Genomic DNA, 21157 nt, shown 5'->3' with positions numbered 1-21157 from the left:
AACGTGACGTGAATGGATCGAAGCTCGCGCTGGGCGCGGCAGTCGCGGTGGCGCTCGCGACGGGCGGCGTGGCGCATGCCGCCCGGGTCGGGGTCTATGTCGGCCCCGGCTTCGGCTACCCGTATTACTACCCTGTCGTCCCTGCGCCTTACTACTATCCGCCGCCCGTCGTCGCGGTACCGGTCGACCCCGGCCCGCCACCCGAGTATGTCGAGAAGGGACAGCCGCAGGGCGATGGCGACGCGAACCTCTGGTACTACTGCGACGCGTCGAAGCACTACTACCCGCATGTGAAGACCTGCAAGTCGGGCTGGCGATCGGTGCCGGCGCGGCCGCAATAATGGAGCCGCGACGATGACATCCGCATTTCGATTCTTGCGCGTGCCGGCCGCACTGGCGCTGGCCGGCCTGCTCGGCGCATGCGCGTACATGCCGACCGGGCCGAGCGTGATGGCGCTGCCCGGCACCGGCAAGTCGTTCGACCAGTTCCGCGCCGACGACGGCAGTTGCCGTCAGTACGCGTTCGAGCAATCGGGCGGCGTGAGCGCCGGGCAGGCGTCGACCGCGAGCGCGGTCGGCAGCGCGGCCGTCGGTACCGCGCTGGGCGCGGCGGCCGGCGCCGCATTCAACGGCGGCACCGGCGCGGCAGTCGGTGCCGGTGCGGGGCTGCTCGCCGGCAGCGTCGTCGGCGCGGGCGCCGCGCAGGGCTCGGCCTACGACGTCCAGCGCCGCTACGACTACGCGTACCTGCAATGCATGTACGCGACGGGCAACCGCGTGCCGGTGCCGGGTGGAATGAGCGGCGGCAGTGGTGGCGGGTATGGCGGTGGCGGATACGGCGGCGCGCCGCGCGCGGCGCCGCCGATGCCGCCGGCAGGCGTTCAGCCGCCGCCGCCGCGATACTGACGCGCGCGTTTGCGGCTCTTCGGCCGGCAGGCGCTGCGTGAATTGCGTACACTCTGAGTCTCGTTTCGGCAGGGCCGGGCGCAGGGATGCCGGTCCGCGTTTACTCAGGGCATAGCGATGATCGATTTACGCAGCGATACCGTGACACGTCCGAGCCAGGCAATGCTGGCCGCAATGACTGCCGCCGAGACCGGCGACGACGTCTGGGGTGACGACCCGACCGTGCTGCGCCTGCAGGCGGTGGCGGCCGAGCGGGCCGGCAAGGAAGCCGGCCTGTTCTTCCCGAGCGGCACGCAGAGCAACCTGGCCGCGCTGATGTCGCATTGCGAACGCGGCGACGAGTACATCGTCGGCCAGCTCGCGCACACCTACAAGTACGAAGGCGGCGGCGCGGCCGTGCTCGGCAGCATCCAGCCGCAGCCGATCGAGAACGCCCCCGACGGCACGCTGCCGCTCGCGAAGATCGCCGCGGCGATCAAGCCGCTCGACAATCACTTCGCCCGCACGCGCCTGCTCGCGCTCGAAAACACGATCGGCGGTCAGGTCCTGCCGGAAGGCTATGTGCAGGAGGCCGTCGCGTTCGCGCGCAGCCGCGGGCTGTCCGCGCACCTCGACGGCGCGCGCGTGTGCAACGCGGCCGTCGCGTCGGGGCGCCCGATCGCGGAGCTGTGCGCGCCGTTCGACACCGTGTCGATCTGCTTCTCGAAAGGGCTCGGCGCACCGGTCGGCTCGGTGCTGGTCGGCAGCCGCACGCTGATCGAGCGCGCGCAGCGCTGGCGCAAGGTGCTCGGCGGCGGGATGCGGCAGTCGGGGATTCTCGCGGCCGCATGCCTGTATGCGCTCGACCACAACGTCGAGCGTCTCGCCGACGATCACGCGAATGCCGCGCATCTCGCGGCGGGCCTCGCGCGCATCGACGGTGTGAAGGTGCTGTCGCATGCGACGAACATGGTGTTCGCGCAATTCCCCGAAGCCGATTGCGCGCCGCTCGAGGCGTGGCTCAAGGAACGCGGGATCCTCACGCAGATGCTGTACGCGTCGCGCTTCGTCACGCACTGCGACGTGTCGCGCGCGGACATCGATACTTTCATCGATGCGGTCGGCGCGTATTTCGCACAGCGCCGCGCGTAAGGTGGAATGCGCCGGCCGGCGGGAGCGCCGGCGCGACGTGGCGCGAAGCAGGGCGCGTAGAGGCGACGGGGGCGACGTGGCAACCCGTCTGTCGATATCGGGCTAGCCGGCGGGTTACGCTTGCCGGGGTGCGTCGGCCGGCGGCGTGCCGTCGCGGAACAGCGCTTTCAGTTGCGTGCGCAGTTCGGCGCTGTCGGTGTGCTGGTGCACCAGCACCGCATGTTGTACAGCGGCTTCCAGCAGTTCGTTGTCGGAGTCGGCGGAAATCGCGACCGAGCAGTTCATCGCGCTGGGAAACTCGCGGCAATCGATATAGCGGCGGGACATGATGTTCTCCTTGCGGGAAAGGGAACGGACGGATCGGCTTGATCGACCGCGCGGCGCGTTCGCGAGGCCGATGGAAAAAGTATAGGCGGCGCGGCAGGGATTCTCGCCGCGTCGCGTACCGCGTCGGCGGTGCCGATCATCCGCGCGTCAAGGCAGCGGCGCGAGCAGCCGGCGCGCCGCCTCGACGACGCGTTCGGACAGCGACGCCATCGTCGGCGACTGCACCGTCCATGCATGCCAGTACAGTGTGACGTCGGTCGGATGCGCGGGCGCGAGATCGACGAGCCCCTGCGCATCGAGCGGCGTCGTGCCGATCAGCGGCTCCGGCACCATCGCGTAGCCGAGCCCGTGCCGCACCGCCGCAAAGTGCGAATGCGTGCCCGGCACGTAGTGGCACGGGTAGGCGCCGTCCGGCAACCCGAACTTCTCCTTCAGGAACGACGACTGCAGCGTGTCGCGCCGCGAATACGCGACGACGGGCGCCTTGCGCGCGCTCGCGCGGTTCAGCCCGCGCGGAAACCAGCGCACCGCGAACGCGGCGGCCGCGAGCAGCCGGTAGCGCATCGTGCCGAGCGGCGTCGCGATGCAGCCGCGCATCGGCTTCGGCTCGGTCGTCACGCAGCCGACCGCCATCCCGCTTTCCAGCAGCGCGAACGTGTGGTCCTGGTCCTCGATGATCAGCTCGAACAGGATGCGCTCGCCCGCGAGCACGGACGTCAGCGCGGGCAGGAACCAGGTGCCGAGGCTGTCGGCGTTCAGCGCGATCGTCACCGAGATCGGCGATTCGCGCTCGGTCGCGAGCGTGCTCTGCAAGTCGGCCTGCAGTAGCGCGACGCGGCGCAGGTGCTGCAGCACGCGCTGGCCGGCCACCGTCGGGCGGCACGGCCGCGTGCGCAGCACGAGCGGCGTGCCGAGGCTCGCCTCCAGTGCGCGGACCCGCTGCGTGACGGCGGATGCGGTCACGTGCAGGCGCACGGCCGCCTGCTCGAAGCTGCCGGTGTCGGCGACGGCCAGCAGCGCGGCGGCCTGCTTCGGATCGATCGTCATCGACATGTCGATGGCATTCCTGTGAACGTAAGACGAGAACAGCCGCTAGTGTAAGACAGCCCCGCACACGCGCCCGGTTGGGCGCATCGTGCAGCGGTGCCGCATTCGTCGTTGGAATCGGCCAGAGCATGACGCGTGCCGTACGCCGCATGCCGGTGGTGCGCGCATTTTGAACTAGGCTATATGAACGCGCGGAACCCGGCATGTGCCATGCCTGCCCTTCGCGCGTGGACGATCGCGCGTCGCGCGCAAGCCGCGGCGCGGGCGTCGTGACGATTCCCATTTGACGGAGACGAACATGTCGATTCGACTAGGCGAGGACGCGCCCGATTTCACCGCGGAGACCACCGAGGGAACGATCCGCTTTCATGAATGGATCGGTGACCACTGGGCGATCCTGTTTTCCCATCCGAAGGATTTCACACCGGTATGCACGACCGAACTCGGCTACATGGCGGGGCTCAAGCCGGAATTCGACAAGCGCAACACGAAGATCATCGGGCTGTCGATCGATCCGGTCAGCGATCACCGGAAGTGGGTGGCGGATATCGCCGAGACGCAGGGTCACGCGGTCAACTATCCGCTGATCGGCGACGACGAGCTGAAGGTCGCGAAGCTGTACGACATGATTCATCCGAATGCGGGCGGCGGCCCGCGCACGGCGGTCGACAACGCGACCGTGCGCTCGGTGTTCGTCATCGGGCCGGACAAGAAGGTCAAGGCGATGCTCGTTTATCCGATGAGCGCGGGACGCAATTTCGACGAGGTGCTGCGCCTGCTCGATGCGTTGCAGCTCAACGCGCAGCATACGGTGGCGACGCCGGTCAACTGGCGGCCCGGCGACGATGTCATCATTCCGACGTCGGTGTCGGACGATGCGGCGAAGCAGAAGTATCCGCAGGGCTTCCGGACGCTGAAGCCGTACCTGCGCTACGTGAAGCAGCCGGGCTGACGCGCCGTGCCGGCCGGATGCCGGCAGTGCAGAACCACGACGGGGCGGCCCGCGCGGCAGCCGCGGCGATAGCGGCGGCGCGGGCCGGACAATACGCATCAACCTGCGACGGAGCACCTTCGCGATGATCTTCCGGCAACTTTTCGACCCGCAATCGTCGACGTATACGTACCTGCTCGCCGACCGCGCGTCGCGCGAAGCGCTGCTGATCGACCCCGTGTTCGAGCAGGTGCGCCGCGACGCGGCGCTGCTCGACGAGCTCGGGCTGCGGCTCGTCGCGACCGTCGACACGCACGTGCATGCCGATCACGTGACAGGCGCGTGGCTGCTGAAGCAGCGCACGGGCAGCGCGATCGCGATCTCGGCCGCGAGCGGTGCGCAGGGCGCCGACCGCTACCTGAACGACGGCGACCGCTGCGCGTTCGGCGCGCGCTATCTGACCGTGCGTATGACGCCCGGCCACACGAGCGGTTGCATCAGCCTCGTGCTCGACGACGAATCGATGGCCTTCACCGGCGATTGCCTGCTGATCCGCGGCACCGGACGCACCGACTTCCAGCAGGGCGACCCGCGTGCGCTGTATCGCGCGGTGCACGGCCGGCTCTTCACGCTGCCGGCCGCGTGCCTGTTGTATCCGGCGCACGACTATCGCGGGCTCACGGTGACGAGCGTCGGCGAGGAGCGGCGCTTCAATCCGCGCCTCGGCGGCGATCTCAGCGAAGACGATTTCGCCGGTTACATGCGCAACCTCGGGCTCGCGCATCCGCGCCAGATCGACGTCGCGGTGCCGGCGAACCTGCAATGCGGCGTTGCCGCGAACGCGCCCGACGTGCAGGCGGCGCCCGACTGGGCGCCGCTCGTCTATACGTTCGCCGGCTTCTGGGAAATCGATCCGCAATGGCTCGAGGATCATCTGCCGGCCGTGCAGGTGGTCGACGTGCGCGAGCCGGACGAATTCACGGGTCCGCTCGGCCACCTGCCAGGCGCGACGCCGATCCCGCTCGGCGAACTGGCCGCGCGTACCGGCGAGATCGCGCGCGACCGGCCGGTCGTGACCGTGTGCCGGGCCGGCGGGCGTTCCGCGCAGGCGACCGTGATCCTGCTGAAGGCGGGCTTCGACGCGGTCGCGAACCTCGGCGGCGGGATGCTGCGCTGGCGTGCCGAAGGGCGCGTCGTGAGGGACGGCCGGTCGTAGCGATCCGAAGCCGAAAATAATTTCCGGACCGATGTCGAAACGGCCCGGCGCCGTTCGTCGTCAAGGTATCCGATCACATGGCGCCGCATGACGCGACGCCGAAACCCTGAGAGAGGCGCGATGATGCCGACGCTTTACGCCCATCCCTTTTCGTCCTACTGCCAGAAGGTGCTGACCGCGCTGTACGAGAACGGCACGCCGTTCGAGTATCGCCTGCTCGCGCACGACGATCCGAAGCCGATGCAGGAGCTGACCGCGCTGTGGCCGCTGAAGCGCTTTCCGGTGCTGGTCGAGGCGGGCCGCACGGTGATCGAGGCGTCGATCATCATCGAGTATCTCGGTCTGAACCATCCGGGGCCCGTGCGCCTGCTGCCCGACGATCCCCACGCCGCGCTCGAGGTGCGGATGATGGATCGTTTCTTCGACAACTATGTGTCGACGCCGCAGCAGAAGGTCGTGCACGACGCGCTGCGCCGGGAAGCCGAGCGCGATGCACGCGGCGTCGCCGATGCGCGCGCGATGCTCGATACGTCGTACGCGTGGCTGGACAAGAAGATGGCCGATCGCGAATGGGCGGCCGGCGATCATTTCAGCCTCGCCGATTGCGGCGCGGCGCCGTTCCTGTTCTACGCGGACTGGACGCACCGGATCGATCCGAAGTTTGCGAACGTGATCGCATACCGCAAGCGTCTGCTGGCGCGGCCGTCGTTTGCGCGCGCGGTCGACGAGGCACGGCCGTTTCGCTCATTCTTTCCGCTCGGCGCGCCCGATCGCGACTGACGTGCATGGCCGTCGCGCGGCGTGCCGCCGCCGCGCATGGCCGGCAGCGCGTACCAGGGCGACGGAACGACAGCAGCAGGGGCAGCATCGCGGCACCGGCCCGTTACATCGTATGCGTGACCGACTGCGCGAGCGTCAGCAGTTCGTCGAACTGCGTGATCAGCTCGAAGCACAGCAGGAATGCGAGCGTATAGGCCGGCGCGGGAAAGCGCCGGATCATCTCCAGCACCTGCGGCGCGAAGCGCGACCGGATCGCGTCGCGCGTCAGCAACCACGCGATCGCGACGCCGATCGCGGCGCCCGCGATCAGGTCGGTCGGGTAGTGAAAGCCGAGATACGCGCGCGGCAGGCAGATGAAGACGACCGAATACAGCAGCGCGACGATGCCGATGCGTCGCGCGATGATGAAGATGCCGGTCGCGATCGCCATCCACAGCATCGCGTGATCGCTCGGAAACGAACTCCATGCCTGCAACGTCGCGGCACGCAGTCCGGCCGACGGGAAGTGCAGGTGCAAGTCGGGGTTATAGATCGGCCGCACGCGGAACGGCAGCACCTGGGCAAGCACCCGGCCGATGGCGAGCGCGACGAGCCCGCTCGCGATCGTCGCGACCACCAGTTCGCGTTGCCGCTCGCGGTGCGGGCCCGGCTGGAACCACAGCCAGCACAGGACGGGAATGAGCACGAAGCCCTTGAACGTGTACAGGCCGGCAATCACGCGGATCGCGTGATTCATCAGCGGGCCGAACGTCACGTGGGTGAGGAAGATCTGGATCGTGGTGTCGAAATTGTTCATGTTCTGCGACCCCGGCGGACCCGCAACGCATCACGCGCGGCCGGCAGGATCTGGAAGCGCGCTCGCCCGGAGCGCAACGGGGGGCAAGTATGTCACCCGTTATTTCGAAGAAAATGCGAAAAAATACCGGGAATCCCCTGATAAAACGGGGTTGAGTGGTGGGGACGGATGGGAGAGCGCCGTGCGGTGGGCCAGGGTCGAATCGTCCGACGTTTGCGTGCGAGCGGGTACGACCGTTGTAAAAATAATTGGTTGAACTGGACAATTCGTCAGCGCGTCGCGGACCTTGCGCCGGATGCACGATTGCCGTGCGCGATGCGAGCGAATCTGCCGGACCGCGCAGCGTCACGCATGCGCCGATCGAAAATAAAAGAAAAGGCGGGCAAGCCCTGTGGGCCTGCCTGCCCGGCTGCGCGACGGGCCCGCGTTGTGCGCCGCATTGATGTGCGAGGTCGTGCGGCTCGCATCGATGGGCGCGACGTTCGAGGCAGGAGGAGAAGGCGGCTCCGGATGGCTGCCGTCAGCCGCGCCGGATCCCCTCCGGCAGCGCGCTGATGCGGCGCACCTCGGGCGAATCGAGCCACGTGCGCGACGTCGCGCAGTCCACGAACATGTCGGTCGCGTCCTCGCCCCAGAACAGGTCGCCGTCGAGTGCGAAGGTCGGCACGCCGAATACGCCGTCGGCGATCGCCTGATCGGTGTTCGCGCGCAGGGCGTCCTTCACGGGCTGTGCTTCAACGGCCGTCACGCCTTCCGGAAAACCGACGGCTTCGCACAGCACGGCGAAGCCTTCCGGCGTCGACACGTCCTGGCCGTCGCGCCAGATATGCCGGAAGATCCGCTGGATCGCGTCGCGCGAACTGCCCATCGCGATCGCGAGGCGCAGCGGCTTGATCGGGTTGAACGGGTGCGCGGGCGGCATCCGGAATGCGATGCCGAGCTTGTTCGCGCGATATTGTGCGTGACGATAGGTGAAGACGCGTTTGGCCGCGATCTCGGCCGGCGCTTTCTGCCCCCAGTGCGTGAGCAGCGCGCCGAGCACGATCGGCCGCGGCTCGAACGCGGCGGCCGGCGGCAACCGGTCGAACTGTTCCTGCTGCAGATAGGCGAACGGCGAAACGAAATCGAAATACCAGGTGGCGGGGCGTGCGGCGCTCATCGCGAGAGTCTCCTCGTGCGGGTCCGGATGGATCGGGTGCGGACGAGTGTCGCACGCGGCGGCGTTTTACGCTGCCGCATCGCTGTTTCGCTACCGGCGCGATCGGTGCGTCACCCGGCTTCCACCAGCGCCGCGAGCCGCGCCAGCGCCATCTGCCAGCCCGTCTCATTGTCGGCCGCCGGCACACCGGGCGGTACGCCATCGTGCACGGCGTCCACGCGCGTGCCACCGGCTTCGTCGGACAGCGTGATCGTGATCGTCATCGCGCCGCGCAGCATCGGATCGTCGGTTTCGAACACGTCTATCTCGACGATCTGCTCGTCCGGCACGAGCGTGACGAAGCGGCCGTGATACGTGTCGGTGCGCGCGCCGGACTTGCCGGTGCCGGCCGACGGCGCGTCGTAGCTCAGCGACACGCGCAGCGCGCCGCCTTCGCGCGCATCGTATGCATGCACGCGGCACGTCATGCCGTCGGGCACCTTCCACTGCTCGACCGCGTGCGGATCGAGCAGTGCGCGGTAGACGCGCCCGCGCGGGGCGTTCAGGTGCCGGCTGACCCGGGTCGAATGTGTGTGCGTGTGCAACATGTGGCCTCCCGCGGAATGTGCGCGACGGTGCACGCCGGCGATCGGCGTGTCGTCATGCTTCCTTCAGGAATCCTAGGCGCGGGCGCGGCGGCATGCAATGGCCGCCCGCGCGGACGCGTACAGCCGTTCAGCGCAGATCGGCGGCGAAGGCGTCGAGCTGCGTGATGCAGGTGTTCCAGCCCTCGAAAAATCCGAGCGCTTCGTGACGCTCGCGCGTCGCGGCATCGGGGTGCATCACGCGCGCCTCGTAGCGGCTGCCCGCATCGTCGTCGGCCATCGTGATGATCGCCGTGAAGCCCATCCATGGCGCCTGTGGCCGCCAGCCGCCGGTGAGCATCGACGTGAACGCGATGCGCGATTCCGGCACGATATCGAGAAAGCAGCCGGGATTGTCGCTCGTGCCGCCGTCGGGGCCGCGCATGAACGTGTGGAAAGCGCCGCCCGGCCGCAGGTCGAATGCGCGCACCTCGGTGGTCCACGGCTTCGGGCACCACCATTCCTTCAGCAATTCGGGGTCGGTCCACGCGCGCCACAATGCATGGCGCGGCGCGCGCAGCGTGCGCGTGATGACGAGGTCGTGGGCCTCAACGGGTTCGACGTGGCTTGCTGACATCGTGCTCCTCCTGGTGGTGGCGTTCGACGAATTCGACGAGACGGTCGGATCGCGCTTCCCACAGCGCGCGCTGTGCGGCGAGCCAGGCCTCGGCCTCGGTGAGCCGGCTGCCGACCAGCGCGCAGGTGCGCGAGCGGCCGGTTTTACGGGTCTGCACGAGGCCGCTGCGCTCGAGCACGGCGACGTGCTTCATGAACGACGGCAGCGCCATGTCGAACGGCGCGGCCAGCGCGGAAACGGTTCGCTCGCCCTGGCCGAGCGCGCTGACGATCGCGCAGCGCGTCGGATCGGCGAGGGCATGGAAGACGTCGCTGATGCCGGGTTGAAAGTTATCCATTTGGCTAAGTGTAGGCGATGCCGGCGCTGATGCAGCGGAAATTTTCGTCGCGTAGGATGAAGGGGCGGTAACGCGCGCCGACCGGGCGTGACGTTGCCGGACGCCTGCTGCCGTTGTGCATGCTTCGACGATCGGCTGGCGCTTTCTATCCCGGCCCATGCCGCACCCGTGCATGCGGCCCGCCTGACTACTGGAGATGGCATGACCGAATCCGTTACCGTCCGCCGCGTCGATGCGCGCGAAGCGATGGCCTGTGTCGGCGCGCTGGCCGACGTGCTGATCGATTGCGTGGAAGGCGGCGCGTCCGTCAGCTTCATGTTGCCGATCGAGCGTTCGACCGCTGTCGCGTTCTGGACGCGCGTGGCCGAGGGCGTCGCGAACGACGAGCGCATCCTGCTCGTCGCCGAGGATGCGGCCGGCCGGATCCTCGGCACCGTACAGGTCGTGACCGCGCAGCCGGAGAACCAGCCGCATCGCGCTGACATCGCGAAGATGCTCGTGTCGCGGCACGCGCGCCGGCAGGGCATCGCCGCGCGGCTGATGAAGGCGGCCGACGCGGCTGCGCGCGACGCCGGCAAGACCGTGCTCGTGCTCGACACCGTGACGGGCGGCGACGCCGAGCGGCTGTACGAGCGGGCCGGCTGGCAACGCGTCGGCGTCGTGCCGAACTTTGCGCTGATGCCCGATGGCGCGCCGTGCGCGACGACGTACTTCCACAAGCAGCTCGCGTAGCGGCAGCCGTCATGCATCCGGTCGCCCCGGCGCTCTTGTTCTTCACGCTCGCGGCCGGTGTCGTGGCGCTGATCGCGCCGGTGTGGCTCGCGGCCGCGTGGCGGCGCCGCACGCAGGCGCCGTGGCGCGTGTTCTGCTACGGCATGCTGACGTTCTTCGTGTTCCAGCCGGTGCTGCGCCTGTCGTGGCAGGCGCCGCTGTTCCACTGGCTCGGGACAGATCCGCGCTGGCACCTGCCGATGCTCGTGTTCGCGGCGTTGACGGCCGGGCTCTTCGAGGAATGCGGGCGCTGGGTCGCGTTCCGGTATCTGCTGCCGAAGCGGCGCGATGCGCAGACTGCCGTCATGCTCGGGCTCGGGCACGGCGGGCTGGAAGCGATGTTGCTGGTCGGCGTCGGGTTCGTCGCGCTCGGCACGGGCTACCTGCTCGCGCATGCGGGTGTCGTCGTGCCTGTCGGCATGCAGTCGTTGATCGGGTCGCAGTTCGCGGGCATGACGCTCGTGTCGCCGTTTCTCGCACTGTTCGAGCGCGTGAGCGCGATGGCCGCGCATGTCGGGCTGTCGTTGATCGTGCTGCAGGCGTTCGTTCGAGGCACGAAACGCTGGCTTGCGTGTGCGATCGCGTGCCATTTCATGTTCGACCTTGCCGCGGTGCTGCTGACGCGCTACTGGCATGTCGAGACCGTGCTGGTCGAGGTGCTCCTGTTCGTGTGCGGCGTCGCATTGCTGTGGCTGGGCGTGCGCTTGAGTCGCAAGGGAGCGGGTGCCGGCGCGACGCGCACGGGGCATGCCGCGTGACGCGTGTGGCCCGCGTCAGCCGTGCGCGGCGGGGTTCGGCCGGCGGATAAGCGTGCGTCTTCCCGAGCGCCACCGGCTCACGAGACTCAAGCCCATCCCGACCGTGACGATTGCGATGCCCGCGAGCGCCGCTGCATGGGGGCGTTCGCCAAGCAGCAGCATCGCTTCGAGCGTGGCAAGAAGCGGCATCAGCGCGGCGAAGGTCGCGCCGATCGCCGGGCCGAGCGCGACGACGGCCTGGCTGAAGCAGTAGAGCGCCAGCACCGACATCAGCACACCCTGGTAAATCGCCTGTGTGGCGATGGCCGCGACCGGCGCATGCAGCACGGCGCCGCCGCGCATCGCCAGATAAAACGGGCAGTAGAGCACCGCGGAGCCGACCGCCACGACGGCCGTCGCGTGCAGTGCGCCGGTGGCGGCGCGTTTTGTCGTGACGTTATAGATGGCCCACAGCAGGCCGCCGAGCACGAACAGCAAGAGGGCCGGCAGCCCGATCGCACCGTGCAGTGCATCGGACGCGGTCAGCGCGATGCCGGCGAGGATTGCGACGATGCCGGCGACCTGCACGGCGTTCAGCCGTTCGTGTGCGACGTGCCGGCCGAGGATGGCCGTGAACGCGATCATGCTGCCCGGCGTCAGCGCGAAATAGCCGACCGGCGCGCGGCTCAGTGCCGCCGCGACGGTCAGGATGTACGGCGCACCGGCGCCGATCACCATCAGTGCGACCGCTGCCGGGCGGAGCGTGCCGAGGCCATGACGCAGCAGGACGGGCAGCAGCAGCGTGCCCGATACGGCGAAGCGGATGAACGCGATGTCGTAAGCATCAAAGGCAGCGTGCGTGACGCCGAGGCGCGTGACGACCGGGAAGCCGCCCCAAATGAGCGCCGCGAGCAATCCGTAGCCGATGCCGGCGAGCCGGTCGTTGCTGTTCATGTGCAGTCCTTGCCGTGTCCGTGTGGCCGCGGCGTGAGCGGTGGAGCGAGCCGATAGGGGGCAAGGATGCGGCGCTTCGATTCATGCGTCCAATATATTATTCAGGCGCTATTAGGTCGAAAAAAGTCTTTATTGAGGTGCGATCGTGAACCTCGGCGACCGGGATCTCAGCAGAATTGAAATCCGGGCCGGAAGCGTCGCCGGTCCGATATATTCACGCCAGAAGACTTCAACGAAACGCCACGGAACCGCCGCCTCGATGAAACGCTCCCACGTCGCTTTTGCCCTCACGGGCCTGCTCGTCGCGCTGCCGATTGCCGCGTACGCGCTCGTCAAGCCGCTGCGCATCGTCGCGCCCGCGCTGATCCCCGGCGTGTCGTGCCCGAGCGCCGACATCTGCACGGACGATGCCGCGAAGCTCGGCGATGCACAGCAGCTCTATCGCGACGGCTATGCGCGTGCGGCGGCGGCCGTCGGCCCGTTTCACGAGGCGCCGCGTGTCGTGTTCTGCTCGACGCGTGCGTGCGCCGACGCGTTCGGCCTCGGCGCGCGCGCGGCGCTGACGCTCGGCAATTTCGGGGTGGCCGTGGCGCCGCGCGGCTGGACGACCTACTTCATCGCGCACGAACTGATCCATCATCGCCAGGCCGAAGTGCTCGGCAACCTGGCCGTCGCGACCAAGCCGCGCTGGCTGATCGAAGGGATGGCGTATTCGCTCAGCGACGATCCGCGCCATCCGCTCGCGCAGCCATTCGAAGCGTGGCGCAAGCGTTTCGACGCGTGGCATGCGACGCTCGGCGGGCAGCCGCTGTGGGATGCCGCACGGGCGGTCGAGTAGCGCGGGAGGGGCGATGCGGCGTTACGCAGGCGTGCCCGGGGCGGTGTGTCAGCCGGCCAGCGCCTGGCGTCCCGCGTCGAGGATCTCGTCGGCCAGCGCGGGATCGGTGCCCGCGATCGCGCGCGACAGCACGAGCGCGCCGACCATCTGGCTGAAGACCGCGAGCGCGTTGCGACGCGTCTGCTCCGGTGTCGCGCCTTCGGTTGCCACCATCGGTTCCAGCCGGTCGAGATAGGCGGCGAGGCCGTGCGCGTAGCATGCGCGCGCCGCGTCGGTCAGCCGCGGCGCATCGCCGGCGAAGCCGGACAGCGGGCACCCGGCTTCGACGTTGTCGCGATGCGCGGCGGACAGATACGACGCGACCTGTTCGTCGAGACTGCCGGCGTTCGGCGAATCGGCGCGGTCGTGCATCGCCTTTTCCATCACTTCGGTGACGAGTGCGTCTTTCGACTTGAAGTGGTTGTAGAAGCCGCCTTGCGTGAAGCCGGCTTCCTTCATCAGTTCCGTCAGCCCGACGGCATCGACGCCGCGCACGCGGAACAGCCGCTCGGCGGCCGCGACGATCGCGCTCCGGTTCTCGGCAGCCTGCTGTCTTGAAACGCCCATCGATTCCTCCCTGATTTTGCCGACCGCGTCTGGCCGACCGCGTCTGGCCGACCGCGTCTGGCCGATCGCATCGATTGAAAAACACAATGGCAATCACCATTGACATGTCGATATGGCGCGAACAGAATGCACCGCAAAGACAATGGTGATCGACATTGACATCGAGTGTAGCCGACTTGGCAGGCGATGCAAAGCCACGGCCCGGACACGGATGGCAATCGGTCGGCGTCTTTGGCGCTGCTGGACCACGGGCAGCGGACGGCTCGCCGTCTGCCACCGGCGGCGCACCGGTTCGGTACGCAATGGCAACCTCGTTTTCCACCGGATCTCATGCGCGAGGCGAGCCGGCGCGCAGGCGATTCATCATGCGAAAGGAACGATCATGAAGATCGAAGGAGCAGTCGTTTTCGTGACGGGCGCAAACCGCGGGCTCGGGCTCGAATTTGCGAAGCAGGCGCTCGCCCGAGGGGCGCGCAAGGTCTATGCGGCGGCGCGCGATCCGGCCAGCGTGACGCTGCCCGGCGTCGTACCCGTCAAGCTCGACGTGACCGATCCGGCGGCCGTCGCGGCGGCCGCCGACGCGGCGCGCGACGTCACGCTGCTGATCAACAACGCCGGCATCGCGCGGTTCGGCAGCCTGACGGACGACGGTGCGCCCGACGCGTTGCGCGCCCACTTCGAAACGAACGTGTTCGGGATGCTGGCGACGTCGCGGGCGTTTGCGGGCATCCTCGCCGGCCATGGCGGCGGCGCGATCCTGAACATCCTTTCCGTTGCGAGCTGGGTGAACCGGCCGATCCTGTCGGGCTACGGCGTGTCGAAATCGGCCGCATGGGCGCTGACCAACGGGCTGCGCCATTCGCTGCGTGAGCAGCACACGCAAGTCGTCGGGCTGCATGCAGGGTTCATCGATACCGACCTGACGGCCGGTCTCGACGTGCCGAAGGCCACGCCGGCCGACGTCGTGCGCCAGGCCTACGAGGCAATCGAGGCGGGCGAGGAGGAAGTGTCGACCGACGAGTTCACGCGGCAGGTGAAGGCCACGCTGTCGTCGGGCGTCTATCTGGAAGCACCGGCGCCACGTTGACGCCGGCGGCAACGCGAACCCGCCGGCCGCCCGGTGAGCGCGGCGGCGGCGGGGCGTGTCGTCAGACCGTCGTGTCGATGATGCCCGGGATCTTCACGTCCGGGTTCACGTCCGCGTCGTAGTCGACGCCCGCGATCTCGAAGCCGAACAACCGCAGGAAGTCGGTCTTGTAGCCGGCGAAGTCGGTCATCTCGTACAGGTTCTCGTTCGTCACGTGGTCCCACATCGCGACGACCTTCGCCTGCACCTGCGGATCGAGTTCCTTGTAGTCGGCGCGCAGGCGGCCTTCTTCGTCGATGTGCGGCGTCGCGCCGTACAGGCTGTCCTTCAGGAGCCCGTACACCTGCTCGATGCAGCCTTCATGCGTACCGGTTTCCTTCATCACCTTGAACAGCAGCGACAGGTACAGCGGCATCATCGGGATCGCCGAGCTGGCCTGCGTGACGACGGCCTTCAGCACCGACACGCGTGCATCGCCGCCGTGCGCGGCCAGCTTGTCGCGGATCGACAGCACCTTCTTGTCGAGATCCTTCTTCGCTTCGCCGATCGAGCCGTTCCAGTAGATGTCGTGCGTGATCTGCTCGCCGAGATACGTGAACGCGGTGGTCTTCGCGCCGTCGGCCAGCACGCCGGCTTCAGCCAGCGCGTCGATCCACATCTGCCAGTCCTCGCCGCCCATCACGGCCACGGTGCCGTCGATCTCTTCCTGCGTCGCCGGTTCGAGCGCGACGTCGCGGATCACTTCCTTGTCGGTGTCGAGGCCACGGAACGTGACGGCCTTGCCGATCGGCTTGAGCGTCGAGCTGATGGTTTCGCCCGTCTTCGGATGCGTGCGACGCGGTGCCGCGAGGCTGTAGACGACCAGGTCGACCTTGCCGAGATCCTGCTTGATGGTGTCGATCGTGACCTGCTTGACCTTGTCGGAGAATGCGTCGCCGTTGATGCTGCGCGCATAGAGCCCCTTTTCAGCGGCAAATTTCTCGAACGCGGCGCTGTTGTACCAGCCGGCCGTGCCGGGCTTCGTTTCGCTGCCGGCGCGCTCGAAGAACACGCCGAGCGTGTCCGCGCCCGAGCCGAATGCGGCCGAGATCCGGGCGGCCAGGCCGTAGCCGGTCGACGCGCCGATCACGAGCACCTTTTTCGGGCCGTTGGCGATCGGGCCGTGCGAAGTCACGTAGTCGATCTGTTCCTTGACGTTGGCTTCGCAGCCGACCGGATGAGTCGTCACGCAGATGAAGCCACGCACGCGCGGTTTGATGATCATGGAAACCCTCTAGTCAGAAAGGCAGAAACGGCCTGAAATCGGAAAAATCCCGCGCATTGTAATGGAAGCGGCCGATCGCGGGCGGGCGCGGCCGGAACCTGGCCGATCGCCCGGTTATTTCTCTCTTGACAGAAATAACTGAAATGCCTAAATTTCTCAGCATGGAACTCACACCGATCGCCGAACGATTCATTCTCCACTGGGGCGAAATGGGCTCGCGGTGGGGCGTCAACCGCACCGTCTCGCAGATTCACGCGCTGCTCTACCTGGCCGGCCGGCCGGTTGCGGCCGACGAGATCGCCGAGACGCTCAACGTCGCGCGCTCCAACGTCAGCACGAGCCTGAAGGAACTGCAGGCGTGGCGGCTTGCGAAGGTCGTGCATGTGCTGGGCGACCGCCGCGACCACTTCGAGACGTCGACCGACATCTGGGAGTTGTTCAAGCTGATCGTCGAAGGGCGGCGGCAGCGCGAGATCGAGCCGACGCTCACGGTGCTGCGCGATTGCCTGACGAATCCGGAGATCGCGAACGAGAGCCGCGAGACCGAACAGCGCATCCGCGACACGCTGCAGTTCGTCGAGACGCTCACGACCTGGTCGGACGAGATGCTGCGGCTCAAGCCCGATACGCTGATGAAGGCGCTCGGCATCGGCGCGAAGATCAGCCAGACGGTCAGGCGCAAGCCGTCGAAGTAAGCGGTAATGGAAGTGCGGGCGGACAGCCCGCTTTTTTCGGGGTTGATATTTCTGTCTGTACAGAAATAACTGTAAATAGAGGATGAAATGAACGCAGTCCTGCCGTCGACCTGCCAGCACGATCGCACCGGCGCGCGCAGCATGACCGTCCTCGTCTGTGGCGCGAACGGCTTCATCGGGCGGGCGCTGTGCGTGCAGCTCGGAGCCGGCGGCCATCGCGTGCTGCGCGGCGTGCGTCATGCGCACGGCCCGCGCGACATCGCGATCGACTTCGCCAGGGACGTCGATCCGCAAGCGTGGCTGGCGCGGCTGAACGGCGTCGACGTGGTGATCAATGCGGTCGGCCTCCTCGCCGATCGACGCGGCGCGACGCTCGACGCCGTGCATCGCGCCGCGCCGTGCGCGCTCTTCACCGCCTGCTGCCGCGCCGGCGTGCGGCGCGTGATCCAGATCTCGGCGCTCGGCGTCGAGCGCGGCGATACGCGGTACTTCGCGAGCAAGCACGCGGCCGACCGCTTCCTGCAGACGCTGCCGATCGATTTCCGGATCGTGCGTCCCGCGCTTGTCTACGGTACGGACGGCACGTCGGCGCGTTTTTTCCGGATGCTCGCGAGCCTGCCCGTGCAGGTGCTGCCGGCGGGCGGCCGTCAGCGGTTGCGCCCCGTGCATGTCGACGATCTCGCCGAAGTCGTCGCGCGGCTCGTTGTGCAACCGGGCGATGCGCGGCCGGCCGGCGGCCCTGTGATCGACGTGGTCGGCCGCGACGAAGTCGAATACCGCGAGATGCTGGCCGGCTATCGTGCCGCGCTGGGGTTTCCGCCGGCTGTCCGCGTGTCGCTGCCGGGCCCGCTGGCCGGCGCGGCGGCCGTGCTGTCCGGCATGCTGCCGGGCGCGATGTTCACGCGCGACACGTGGACGATGCTGCGTGGCGAGAACACCGGCGATCCGGCGGCGACCGCGGCCGTGCTCGGCCGGCCGCCGCGCGGCATCGACAGCTTCATCGGCGCGCAAGCCGCCGCGCTGCGCCGCGATGCGCTCGCGATGTGGCGGCGCCCGTTGCTGCGGGGCGCGCTCGCGATCGTGTGGATCTGGACGGCGATTGCGAGTGCGTTCATTCATCCGCTGCATGCGAGCCTCGCGCTGCTCGCGCCTGCGCACCTGACGGGGCTGCCGGCACTGATCGCGCTCTACGCGGCCAGCGCGCTGGACTTCTCGTTCGGCATCGCGACCGTCGCCGCGCCGTCGCGGCGCCTGTGGGCCGCGCAAGCGGCGCTGATCGTCGCGTATTCGGCCGTCATCGCGGTCACGATGCCGGGGCTGCTGGCCGAACCGTTCGGCCCCGTGCTGAAGAACGTGCCGATTCTCGCCATCCTGTTGATCCTCTTTTCAGAAGAAGAACAAGCATGAATACCTATCTCGTCATCAAGGCGCTTCACATCCTGTCCTCGGTGCTGATGGTCGGCACGGGGTTCGGCACCGCGTTCTACCTGTTCTTCGCGAACCGTACGCGGTCGGTGCCCGCGATCGCGGCCGTGTCGCGGCTCGTGGTGCGCGCGGACTGGTGGTTCACGACACCGGCCGTGATCTTTCAGCCGGCGTCCGGTTTGTGGCTCGCGCATACGGCCGGCTGGTCGTGGGATACACCGTGGCTGCTCGCGTCGATCGTGCTGTACGCGATCGCCGGTGCGTGCTGGCTGCCGGTCGTGTGGCTGCAGCTGGAACTGGCATCGATAGCAAAGCTCGCGCACGCAAGCGGCGACGCCGCGTTGCCCGAGCGCTATTGGCGCTACGCGAAGCGCTGGGAGCTGCTCGGCTATCCGGCGTTCTTCGCGATGCTCACTGTCTACTTCCTGATGGTGGTCAAGCCGATGTAAGCGTGTCGTCGCCGCGCGGAAGAGGCGGGGTGGCGATACATGCGTGAAAGCAGTCAATCGATCGATTCATGATGCTTGCGAAAACAGGAAGGAGTGCAAAGCATGAGCACAAGTGAATTGGTTCTTTACTTCGACGGACGCTGTCCGTTATGCGTCGCGGAAATCCGGCGTCTCGGGGCTCGCGACGCGCGACATCGGCTCGCATTCGTCGATATCGCCGAGCCGGGCTTCGACCCGGCGCCGCTGGGCGTCGGCCTGCCCGCGCTGAATCGCGAGCTGCACGCACGCCTGCCCGACGGGCGAATGCTCGCCGGCGTCGACAGCATCGTGGCCGCCCATGCGCTGGTCGGGCGCCGCTGGCTCGTCTGGCTGCTGCGCGTGCCGGTCATGCGCGCCGCGCTCGCGCTGCTGTATCGCCGCTTCGCACGCAACCGCCATGCCGTTTCGCGCTGGCTCGGGTATCGCGCCGAAGCACCGTGCGACGGGGCGGCGTGCGGCAGCGGCGGTGTCGCCGAACTCACGACCGATCGTCCCGCACGTGACGACGTGCGACGCATCGTCGTGGTCTGGATGTACGGCGCGGCGCTCGCACATCTGCTCGTCGGCATTGCCGTGCCGTGGGTGGCCGGCGCGCCGTGGCTCGATGCGTATCACCGCGGCATCGAGCTGCATTTCCGGGCGGGAATGGCGTCCGACGCCGCGCGTGCCCAGCAGATCTGGTGGATGTCGCTGATCGGCGCGACGGTGCAGTGCGCGTCGGTCTGGATGCTGGCGCTCGTCCATCTCGGCAACCGGTTGCGGAAACGGGAAGTGTGGGGCTGGCTGCTGGCCGGCCTGTTGATCTGGGCGCCGCAGGACATGCTGTTGTCGTGGCAGGCGCAGGTGTGGAGCCACGTGGCGATCGATGTTGCTGCGCTCGTCGCGATGGTGCCGCCGCTTGTCTGGCTGTGGAGGAGGGATTCCGTATGAACACGTTGCCTGCTTTCGACTGGGCGCTCAGCCTGCTGATCGTGCAAGGCGCGATGGGCGCATTCGACACGCTTTATCACCATGAACTCACGCAGGACCTGCCGCACAGCCCGCGCGCACGGCTCGAACTGGCGATTCATGCGGTGCGTTCCGTGCTGTACGGCCTCGTGTTTGCATCGATCGCGAACGTCGCGTTTCACGGCGCATGGGTTGCGGCGCTCGCGGCGGTCGTACTCGTCGAAGTGGTACTGACATTGTGGGATTTCGTTGTCGAGGATCAAAGCCGCAAGCTGCCGGCGACCGAGCGCGTGCTGCACACGCTGCTGGCCGTCAACGGCGGCGCGCTGTTCGGGATGATCGCGATGCAGCTGGCCGTGTGGGCGCACGAACCGACCGCGTTGCAACCGATCGATCTCGGCTGGCGCGGCTGGCTGCTCAGCCTGTTTGCCGTCGGCGTGACGGTGTCGGGCATTCGCGACGGGATCGCCGCGTGCCGCATCGCGCAGCGTGCGCCTGCCGCCAATCCGTTCGCCGGGCAGCCGGCCGGCAACGTGCTCGTGACCGGCGGGACCGGCTTCATCGGCGAAACCCTCGTGAACCAGTTGCTCGACGCGGGCCATACGGTCACGTTGCTGGCGCGCGATCCGCTGCGCGCGGCCTACCTGTTTCACGGCCGCGTGCGCAGCGTGACGTCCGTCGAACAGCTGCAGCCGCACGAGCGTTTCGACACGGTCGTCAATCTCGCGGGCGCGCCGGTGCTGGGCGCGCGCTGGAGCAAGCGCCGGCAGGCGGTGCTGCTCGCGAGCCGCGTCGGCGTCACGCAGGCGCTGATGCGCTGGGTCGACACCGCCGACGTCAAGCCGCGCACGTGGATCCAGGCTTCGGCGATCGGCTACTACGGCGTGCGTCCGGCCGACGAGCGGCTCGACGAGGGCAGCAGTGCCGGCACCGGCTTCATGTCCGATCTGTGTGGGCAATGGGAGCAGTCCGCGCACCCGCTCGAGCGTTACGGCGTGCGCACGGTCGTGCTGCGGCTGGGCATCGTGTTCGGCCCCGGCGGCGCGTTGCGCCCGATGCTGCTGCCGCATTACTTCGGGATGGGCGGACGATTCGGCAACGGCGCGCAGGTGATGAGCTGGATTCACCGGGACGACGTGCTGCGGATCGTCGCACGCGCGATGTCGAATGCAGGCATGCGTGGCGTCTACAACGCGGTCGCACCGGTGCCGGTGACCCAGCGCGAGTTCGTGCAGGTCGTGACGAAGGTGCTGCGCCGCCCAGCGTGGCTGCACGTGCCGGCCGCGCCGCTGCGCGTCGCGATGGGCGAGATGGCCGAGCTGCTGCTGGACGGGCAGCGCGTAATGCCGGCGCGGCTGCATCAGGACGGCTTCATGTTCCGCTTCCCGACGGTCGAGCACGCGCTGCGTGACCTGACGAATCGGCCGCACGGCGATTTTGCGCACGCGGCCTGTCGTTTGCCGCGGCGTCGTGTATAAATTCGGCGTGAACGCGTTCGTGGCGCATCGTGCGCC

Annotated in this window: 25 protein-coding genes; 15 read left to right on the top strand and 10 right to left on the bottom strand. The window is 68.0% G+C overall.

The features are described from left to right. The first annotated feature begins 8 nt into the window (after positions 1-8). The 3 genes from U5809_RS14740 to ltaE all read left to right on the top strand — a co-directional run bounded on the left by U5809_RS14740 (position 9) and on the right by ltaE (position 2037). Positions 9-341, top strand: a complete 333-nt coding sequence (locus U5809_RS14740; RefSeq protein ID WP_322087050.1) for a hypothetical protein — start codon at positions 9-11, stop codon at positions 339-341. Between the two features lie 13 nt (positions 342-354). Next, positions 355-906, top strand: a complete 552-nt coding sequence (locus U5809_RS14735) for a YMGG-like glycine zipper-containing protein (protein ID WP_322087049.1) — start codon at positions 355-357, stop codon at positions 904-906. A 117-nt stretch (positions 907-1023) separates the two neighbouring features. Further along, positions 1024-2037, top strand: coding sequence for a low-specificity L-threonine aldolase (ltaE, locus tag U5809_RS14730; RefSeq protein WP_322087048.1), 1014 nt, complete (start codon positions 1024-1026; stop codon positions 2035-2037). A gap of 114 nt (positions 2038-2151) precedes the next feature. On the opposite strand, the gene U5809_RS14725 is transcribed toward ltaE, so the two are convergent. Next, positions 2152-2364 carry a DUF1059 domain-containing protein gene (locus tag U5809_RS14725; RefSeq protein WP_122948195.1) on the bottom strand — a complete coding sequence of 71 codons (213 nt, stop codon included), beginning with the start codon at positions 2362-2364 and terminating at the stop codon, positions 2152-2154. 147 nt (positions 2365-2511) lie between these two features. Next, positions 2512-3417: an HTH-type transcriptional regulator ArgP gene (locus U5809_RS14720; RefSeq protein ID WP_282508324.1), complete on the bottom strand. Its 906-nt coding sequence runs from the start codon at positions 3415-3417 to the stop codon at positions 2512-2514. A 292-nt stretch (positions 3418-3709) separates the two neighbouring features. On the opposite strand from U5809_RS14720, the gene U5809_RS14715 reads away from it, so the two are divergent. The 3 genes from U5809_RS14715 (at position 3710) to U5809_RS14705 (ending at position 6338) form a co-directional block, all read left to right on the top strand. Further along, on the top strand, positions 3710-4363 hold the full coding sequence (locus U5809_RS14715) for a peroxiredoxin (protein ID WP_176047666.1): 654 nt from the start codon (positions 3710-3712) through the stop codon (positions 4361-4363). A gap of 124 nt (positions 4364-4487) precedes the next feature. Next, positions 4488-5558 (top strand): MBL fold metallo-hydrolase, encoded by a 1071-nt coding sequence (locus U5809_RS14710; protein ID WP_322087047.1) that lies wholly within the window; start codon positions 4488-4490, stop codon positions 5556-5558. A gap of 120 nt (positions 5559-5678) precedes the next feature. Next, positions 5679-6338, top strand: a complete 660-nt coding sequence (locus tag U5809_RS14705; RefSeq protein WP_282508325.1) for a glutathione S-transferase family protein — start codon at positions 5679-5681, stop codon at positions 6336-6338. A 103-nt stretch (positions 6339-6441) separates the two neighbouring features. On the opposite strand, the gene U5809_RS14700 is transcribed toward U5809_RS14705, so the two are convergent. From U5809_RS14700 to U5809_RS14680, 5 genes are all read right to left on the bottom strand, one after another. Then, positions 6442-7134 (bottom strand): phosphatase PAP2 family protein, encoded by a 693-nt coding sequence (locus U5809_RS14700; RefSeq protein ID WP_282508326.1) that lies wholly within the window; start codon positions 7132-7134, stop codon positions 6442-6444. A 520-nt stretch (positions 7135-7654) separates the two neighbouring features. Then, positions 7655-8293 (bottom strand): 2-hydroxychromene-2-carboxylate isomerase, encoded by a 639-nt coding sequence (locus U5809_RS14695; RefSeq protein ID WP_322087046.1) that lies wholly within the window; start codon positions 8291-8293, stop codon positions 7655-7657. Positions 8294-8403: 110 nt separating this feature from the next. Beyond that, a complete protein-coding gene (locus U5809_RS14690) occupies positions 8404-8880 on the bottom strand; it encodes an SRPBCC family protein (protein ID WP_309287537.1) in 477 nt (158 codons plus the stop codon). Between the two features lie 127 nt (positions 8881-9007). Beyond that, positions 9008-9493, bottom strand: a complete 486-nt coding sequence (locus U5809_RS14685) for an SRPBCC family protein (RefSeq protein ID WP_176047655.1) — start codon at positions 9491-9493, stop codon at positions 9008-9010. Then, a complete protein-coding gene (locus U5809_RS14680; protein WP_282511445.1) occupies positions 9465-9830 on the bottom strand; it encodes an ArsR/SmtB family transcription factor in 366 nt (121 codons plus the stop codon). The genes U5809_RS14685 and U5809_RS14680 overlap by 29 nt, the downstream gene beginning before the upstream one ends. A gap of 201 nt (positions 9831-10031) precedes the next feature. Between U5809_RS14680 and U5809_RS14675 the strand changes: the two genes are divergently transcribed. Together U5809_RS14675 and U5809_RS14670 are read left to right on the top strand one after the other, a co-directional pair. Next, the gene (locus tag U5809_RS14675) at positions 10032-10562 is read left to right on the top strand and encodes a GNAT family N-acetyltransferase (RefSeq protein WP_322087045.1); all 531 of its coding nucleotides are present in this window, start codon (positions 10032-10034) and stop codon (positions 10560-10562) included. A gap of 11 nt (positions 10563-10573) precedes the next feature. Beyond that, a complete protein-coding gene (locus tag U5809_RS14670; protein WP_322087044.1) occupies positions 10574-11359 on the top strand; it encodes a YhfC family intramembrane metalloprotease in 786 nt (261 codons plus the stop codon). A gap of 15 nt (positions 11360-11374) precedes the next feature. Here the strand turns inward: U5809_RS14670 and U5809_RS14665 are convergent, their stop codons facing one another. Next, positions 11375-12292, bottom strand: coding sequence for a DMT family transporter (locus U5809_RS14665; protein WP_322087043.1), 918 nt, complete (start codon positions 12290-12292; stop codon positions 11375-11377). 259 nt (positions 12293-12551) lie between these two features. On the opposite strand from U5809_RS14665, the gene U5809_RS14660 reads away from it, so the two are divergent. Next, positions 12552-13130, top strand: a complete 579-nt coding sequence (locus tag U5809_RS14660; RefSeq protein WP_322087042.1) for a hypothetical protein — start codon at positions 12552-12554, stop codon at positions 13128-13130. A gap of 48 nt (positions 13131-13178) precedes the next feature. Here the strand turns inward: U5809_RS14660 and U5809_RS14655 are convergent, their stop codons facing one another. Further along, positions 13179-13736: a TetR/AcrR family transcriptional regulator gene (locus tag U5809_RS14655; RefSeq protein WP_322087041.1), complete on the bottom strand. Its 558-nt coding sequence runs from the start codon at positions 13734-13736 to the stop codon at positions 13179-13181. Between the two features lie 382 nt (positions 13737-14118). On the opposite strand from U5809_RS14655, the gene U5809_RS14650 reads away from it, so the two are divergent. Then, the gene (locus U5809_RS14650; protein WP_322087040.1) at positions 14119-14823 is read left to right on the top strand and encodes an SDR family oxidoreductase; all 705 of its coding nucleotides are present in this window, start codon (positions 14119-14121) and stop codon (positions 14821-14823) included. A 61-nt stretch (positions 14824-14884) separates the two neighbouring features. On the opposite strand, the gene fabV is transcribed toward U5809_RS14650, so the two are convergent. Then, complete coding sequence (gene fabV / locus U5809_RS14645; protein WP_176047646.1) at positions 14885-16087, bottom strand: enoyl-ACP reductase FabV; 1203 nt, start codon at positions 16085-16087, stop codon at positions 14885-14887. 161 nt (positions 16088-16248) lie between these two features. On the opposite strand from fabV, the gene U5809_RS14640 reads away from it, so the two are divergent. From U5809_RS14640 to U5809_RS14620, 5 genes are all read left to right on the top strand, one after another. Beyond that, a complete protein-coding gene (locus U5809_RS14640; protein WP_006480371.1) occupies positions 16249-16782 on the top strand; it encodes a GbsR/MarR family transcriptional regulator in 534 nt (177 codons plus the stop codon). 87 nt (positions 16783-16869) lie between these two features. Further along, positions 16870-18189, top strand: a complete 1320-nt coding sequence (locus tag U5809_RS14635) for an SDR family oxidoreductase (protein ID WP_322087039.1) — start codon at positions 16870-16872, stop codon at positions 18187-18189. Continuing rightward, the gene (locus U5809_RS14630) at positions 18186-18656 is read left to right on the top strand and encodes a DUF2269 domain-containing protein (RefSeq protein WP_322087038.1); all 471 of its coding nucleotides are present in this window, start codon (positions 18186-18188) and stop codon (positions 18654-18656) included. The genes U5809_RS14635 and U5809_RS14630 overlap by 4 nt, the downstream gene beginning before the upstream one ends. Positions 18657-18758: 102 nt before the next feature. Further along, positions 18759-19625, top strand: a complete 867-nt coding sequence (locus tag U5809_RS14625) for a DUF393 domain-containing protein (protein ID WP_322087037.1) — start codon at positions 18759-18761, stop codon at positions 19623-19625. Then, positions 19622-21121, top strand: a complete 1500-nt coding sequence (locus U5809_RS14620) for a TIGR01777 family oxidoreductase (protein WP_322087036.1) — start codon at positions 19622-19624, stop codon at positions 21119-21121. The genes U5809_RS14625 and U5809_RS14620 overlap by 4 nt, the downstream gene beginning before the upstream one ends. Positions 21122-21157 lie beyond the last annotated feature (36 nt).

Source organism: Burkholderia sp. BCC1999 (assembly GCF_905339975.1).
GTDB lineage: Bacteria > Pseudomonadota > Gammaproteobacteria > Burkholderiales > Burkholderiaceae > Burkholderia.
The sequence above is the reverse complement of the archived record's forward strand: the minus strand, read 5'-3'. Positions and strand labels throughout refer to the sequence as shown.

Excerpts from the sequence above, each read along its gene's own strand:
- U5809_RS14735 (WP_322087049.1), top strand. The coding sequence starts at position 355 with ATGACATCCGCATTTCGATTCTTGCGCGTGCCGGCCGCACTGGCGCTG.
- ltaE (WP_322087048.1), top strand. The coding sequence starts at position 1,024 with ATGATCGATTTACGCAGCGATACCGTGACACGTCCGAGCCAGGCAATG.
- U5809_RS14725 (WP_122948195.1), bottom strand. The coding sequence starts at position 2,364 with ATGTCCCGCCGCTATATCGATTGCCGCGAGTTTCCCAGCGCGATGAAC.
- U5809_RS14720 (WP_282508324.1), bottom strand. The coding sequence starts at position 3,417 with ATGTCGATGACGATCGATCCGAAGCAGGCCGCCGCGCTGCTGGCCGTC.
- U5809_RS14715 (WP_176047666.1), top strand. The coding sequence starts at position 3,710 with ATGTCGATTCGACTAGGCGAGGACGCGCCCGATTTCACCGCGGAGACC.
- U5809_RS14710 (WP_322087047.1), top strand. The coding sequence starts at position 4,488 with ATGATCTTCCGGCAACTTTTCGACCCGCAATCGTCGACGTATACGTAC.
- U5809_RS14705 (WP_282508325.1), top strand. The coding sequence starts at position 5,679 with ATGATGCCGACGCTTTACGCCCATCCCTTTTCGTCCTACTGCCAGAAG.
- U5809_RS14700 (WP_282508326.1), bottom strand. The coding sequence starts at position 7,134 with ATGAACAATTTCGACACCACGATCCAGATCTTCCTCACCCACGTGACG.
- U5809_RS14695 (WP_322087046.1), bottom strand. The coding sequence starts at position 8,293 with ATGAGCGCCGCACGCCCCGCCACCTGGTATTTCGATTTCGTTTCGCCG.
- U5809_RS14690 (WP_309287537.1), bottom strand. The coding sequence starts at position 8,880 with ATGTTGCACACGCACACACATTCGACCCGGGTCAGCCGGCACCTGAAC.
- U5809_RS14685 (WP_176047655.1), bottom strand. The coding sequence starts at position 9,493 with ATGTCAGCAAGCCACGTCGAACCCGTTGAGGCCCACGACCTCGTCATC.
- U5809_RS14680 (WP_282511445.1), bottom strand. The coding sequence starts at position 9,830 with ATGGATAACTTTCAACCCGGCATCAGCGACGTCTTCCATGCCCTCGCC.
- U5809_RS14675 (WP_322087045.1), top strand. The coding sequence starts at position 10,032 with ATGACCGAATCCGTTACCGTCCGCCGCGTCGATGCGCGCGAAGCGATG.
- U5809_RS14670 (WP_322087044.1), top strand. The coding sequence starts at position 10,574 with ATGCATCCGGTCGCCCCGGCGCTCTTGTTCTTCACGCTCGCGGCCGGT.
- U5809_RS14665 (WP_322087043.1), bottom strand. The coding sequence starts at position 12,292 with ATGAACAGCAACGACCGGCTCGCCGGCATCGGCTACGGATTGCTCGCG.
- U5809_RS14660 (WP_322087042.1), top strand. The coding sequence starts at position 12,552 with ATGAAACGCTCCCACGTCGCTTTTGCCCTCACGGGCCTGCTCGTCGCG.
- U5809_RS14655 (WP_322087041.1), bottom strand. The coding sequence starts at position 13,736 with ATGGGCGTTTCAAGACAGCAGGCTGCCGAGAACCGGAGCGCGATCGTC.
- U5809_RS14650 (WP_322087040.1), top strand. The coding sequence starts at position 14,119 with ATGAAGATCGAAGGAGCAGTCGTTTTCGTGACGGGCGCAAACCGCGGG.
- fabV (WP_176047646.1), bottom strand. The coding sequence starts at position 16,087 with ATGATCATCAAACCGCGCGTGCGTGGCTTCATCTGCGTGACGACTCAT.
- U5809_RS14640 (WP_006480371.1), top strand. The coding sequence starts at position 16,249 with ATGGAACTCACACCGATCGCCGAACGATTCATTCTCCACTGGGGCGAA.
- U5809_RS14635 (WP_322087039.1), top strand. The coding sequence starts at position 16,870 with ATGAACGCAGTCCTGCCGTCGACCTGCCAGCACGATCGCACCGGCGCG.
- U5809_RS14630 (WP_322087038.1), top strand. The coding sequence starts at position 18,186 with ATGAATACCTATCTCGTCATCAAGGCGCTTCACATCCTGTCCTCGGTG.
- U5809_RS14625 (WP_322087037.1), top strand. The coding sequence starts at position 18,759 with ATGAGCACAAGTGAATTGGTTCTTTACTTCGACGGACGCTGTCCGTTA.
- U5809_RS14620 (WP_322087036.1), top strand. The coding sequence starts at position 19,622 with ATGAACACGTTGCCTGCTTTCGACTGGGCGCTCAGCCTGCTGATCGTG.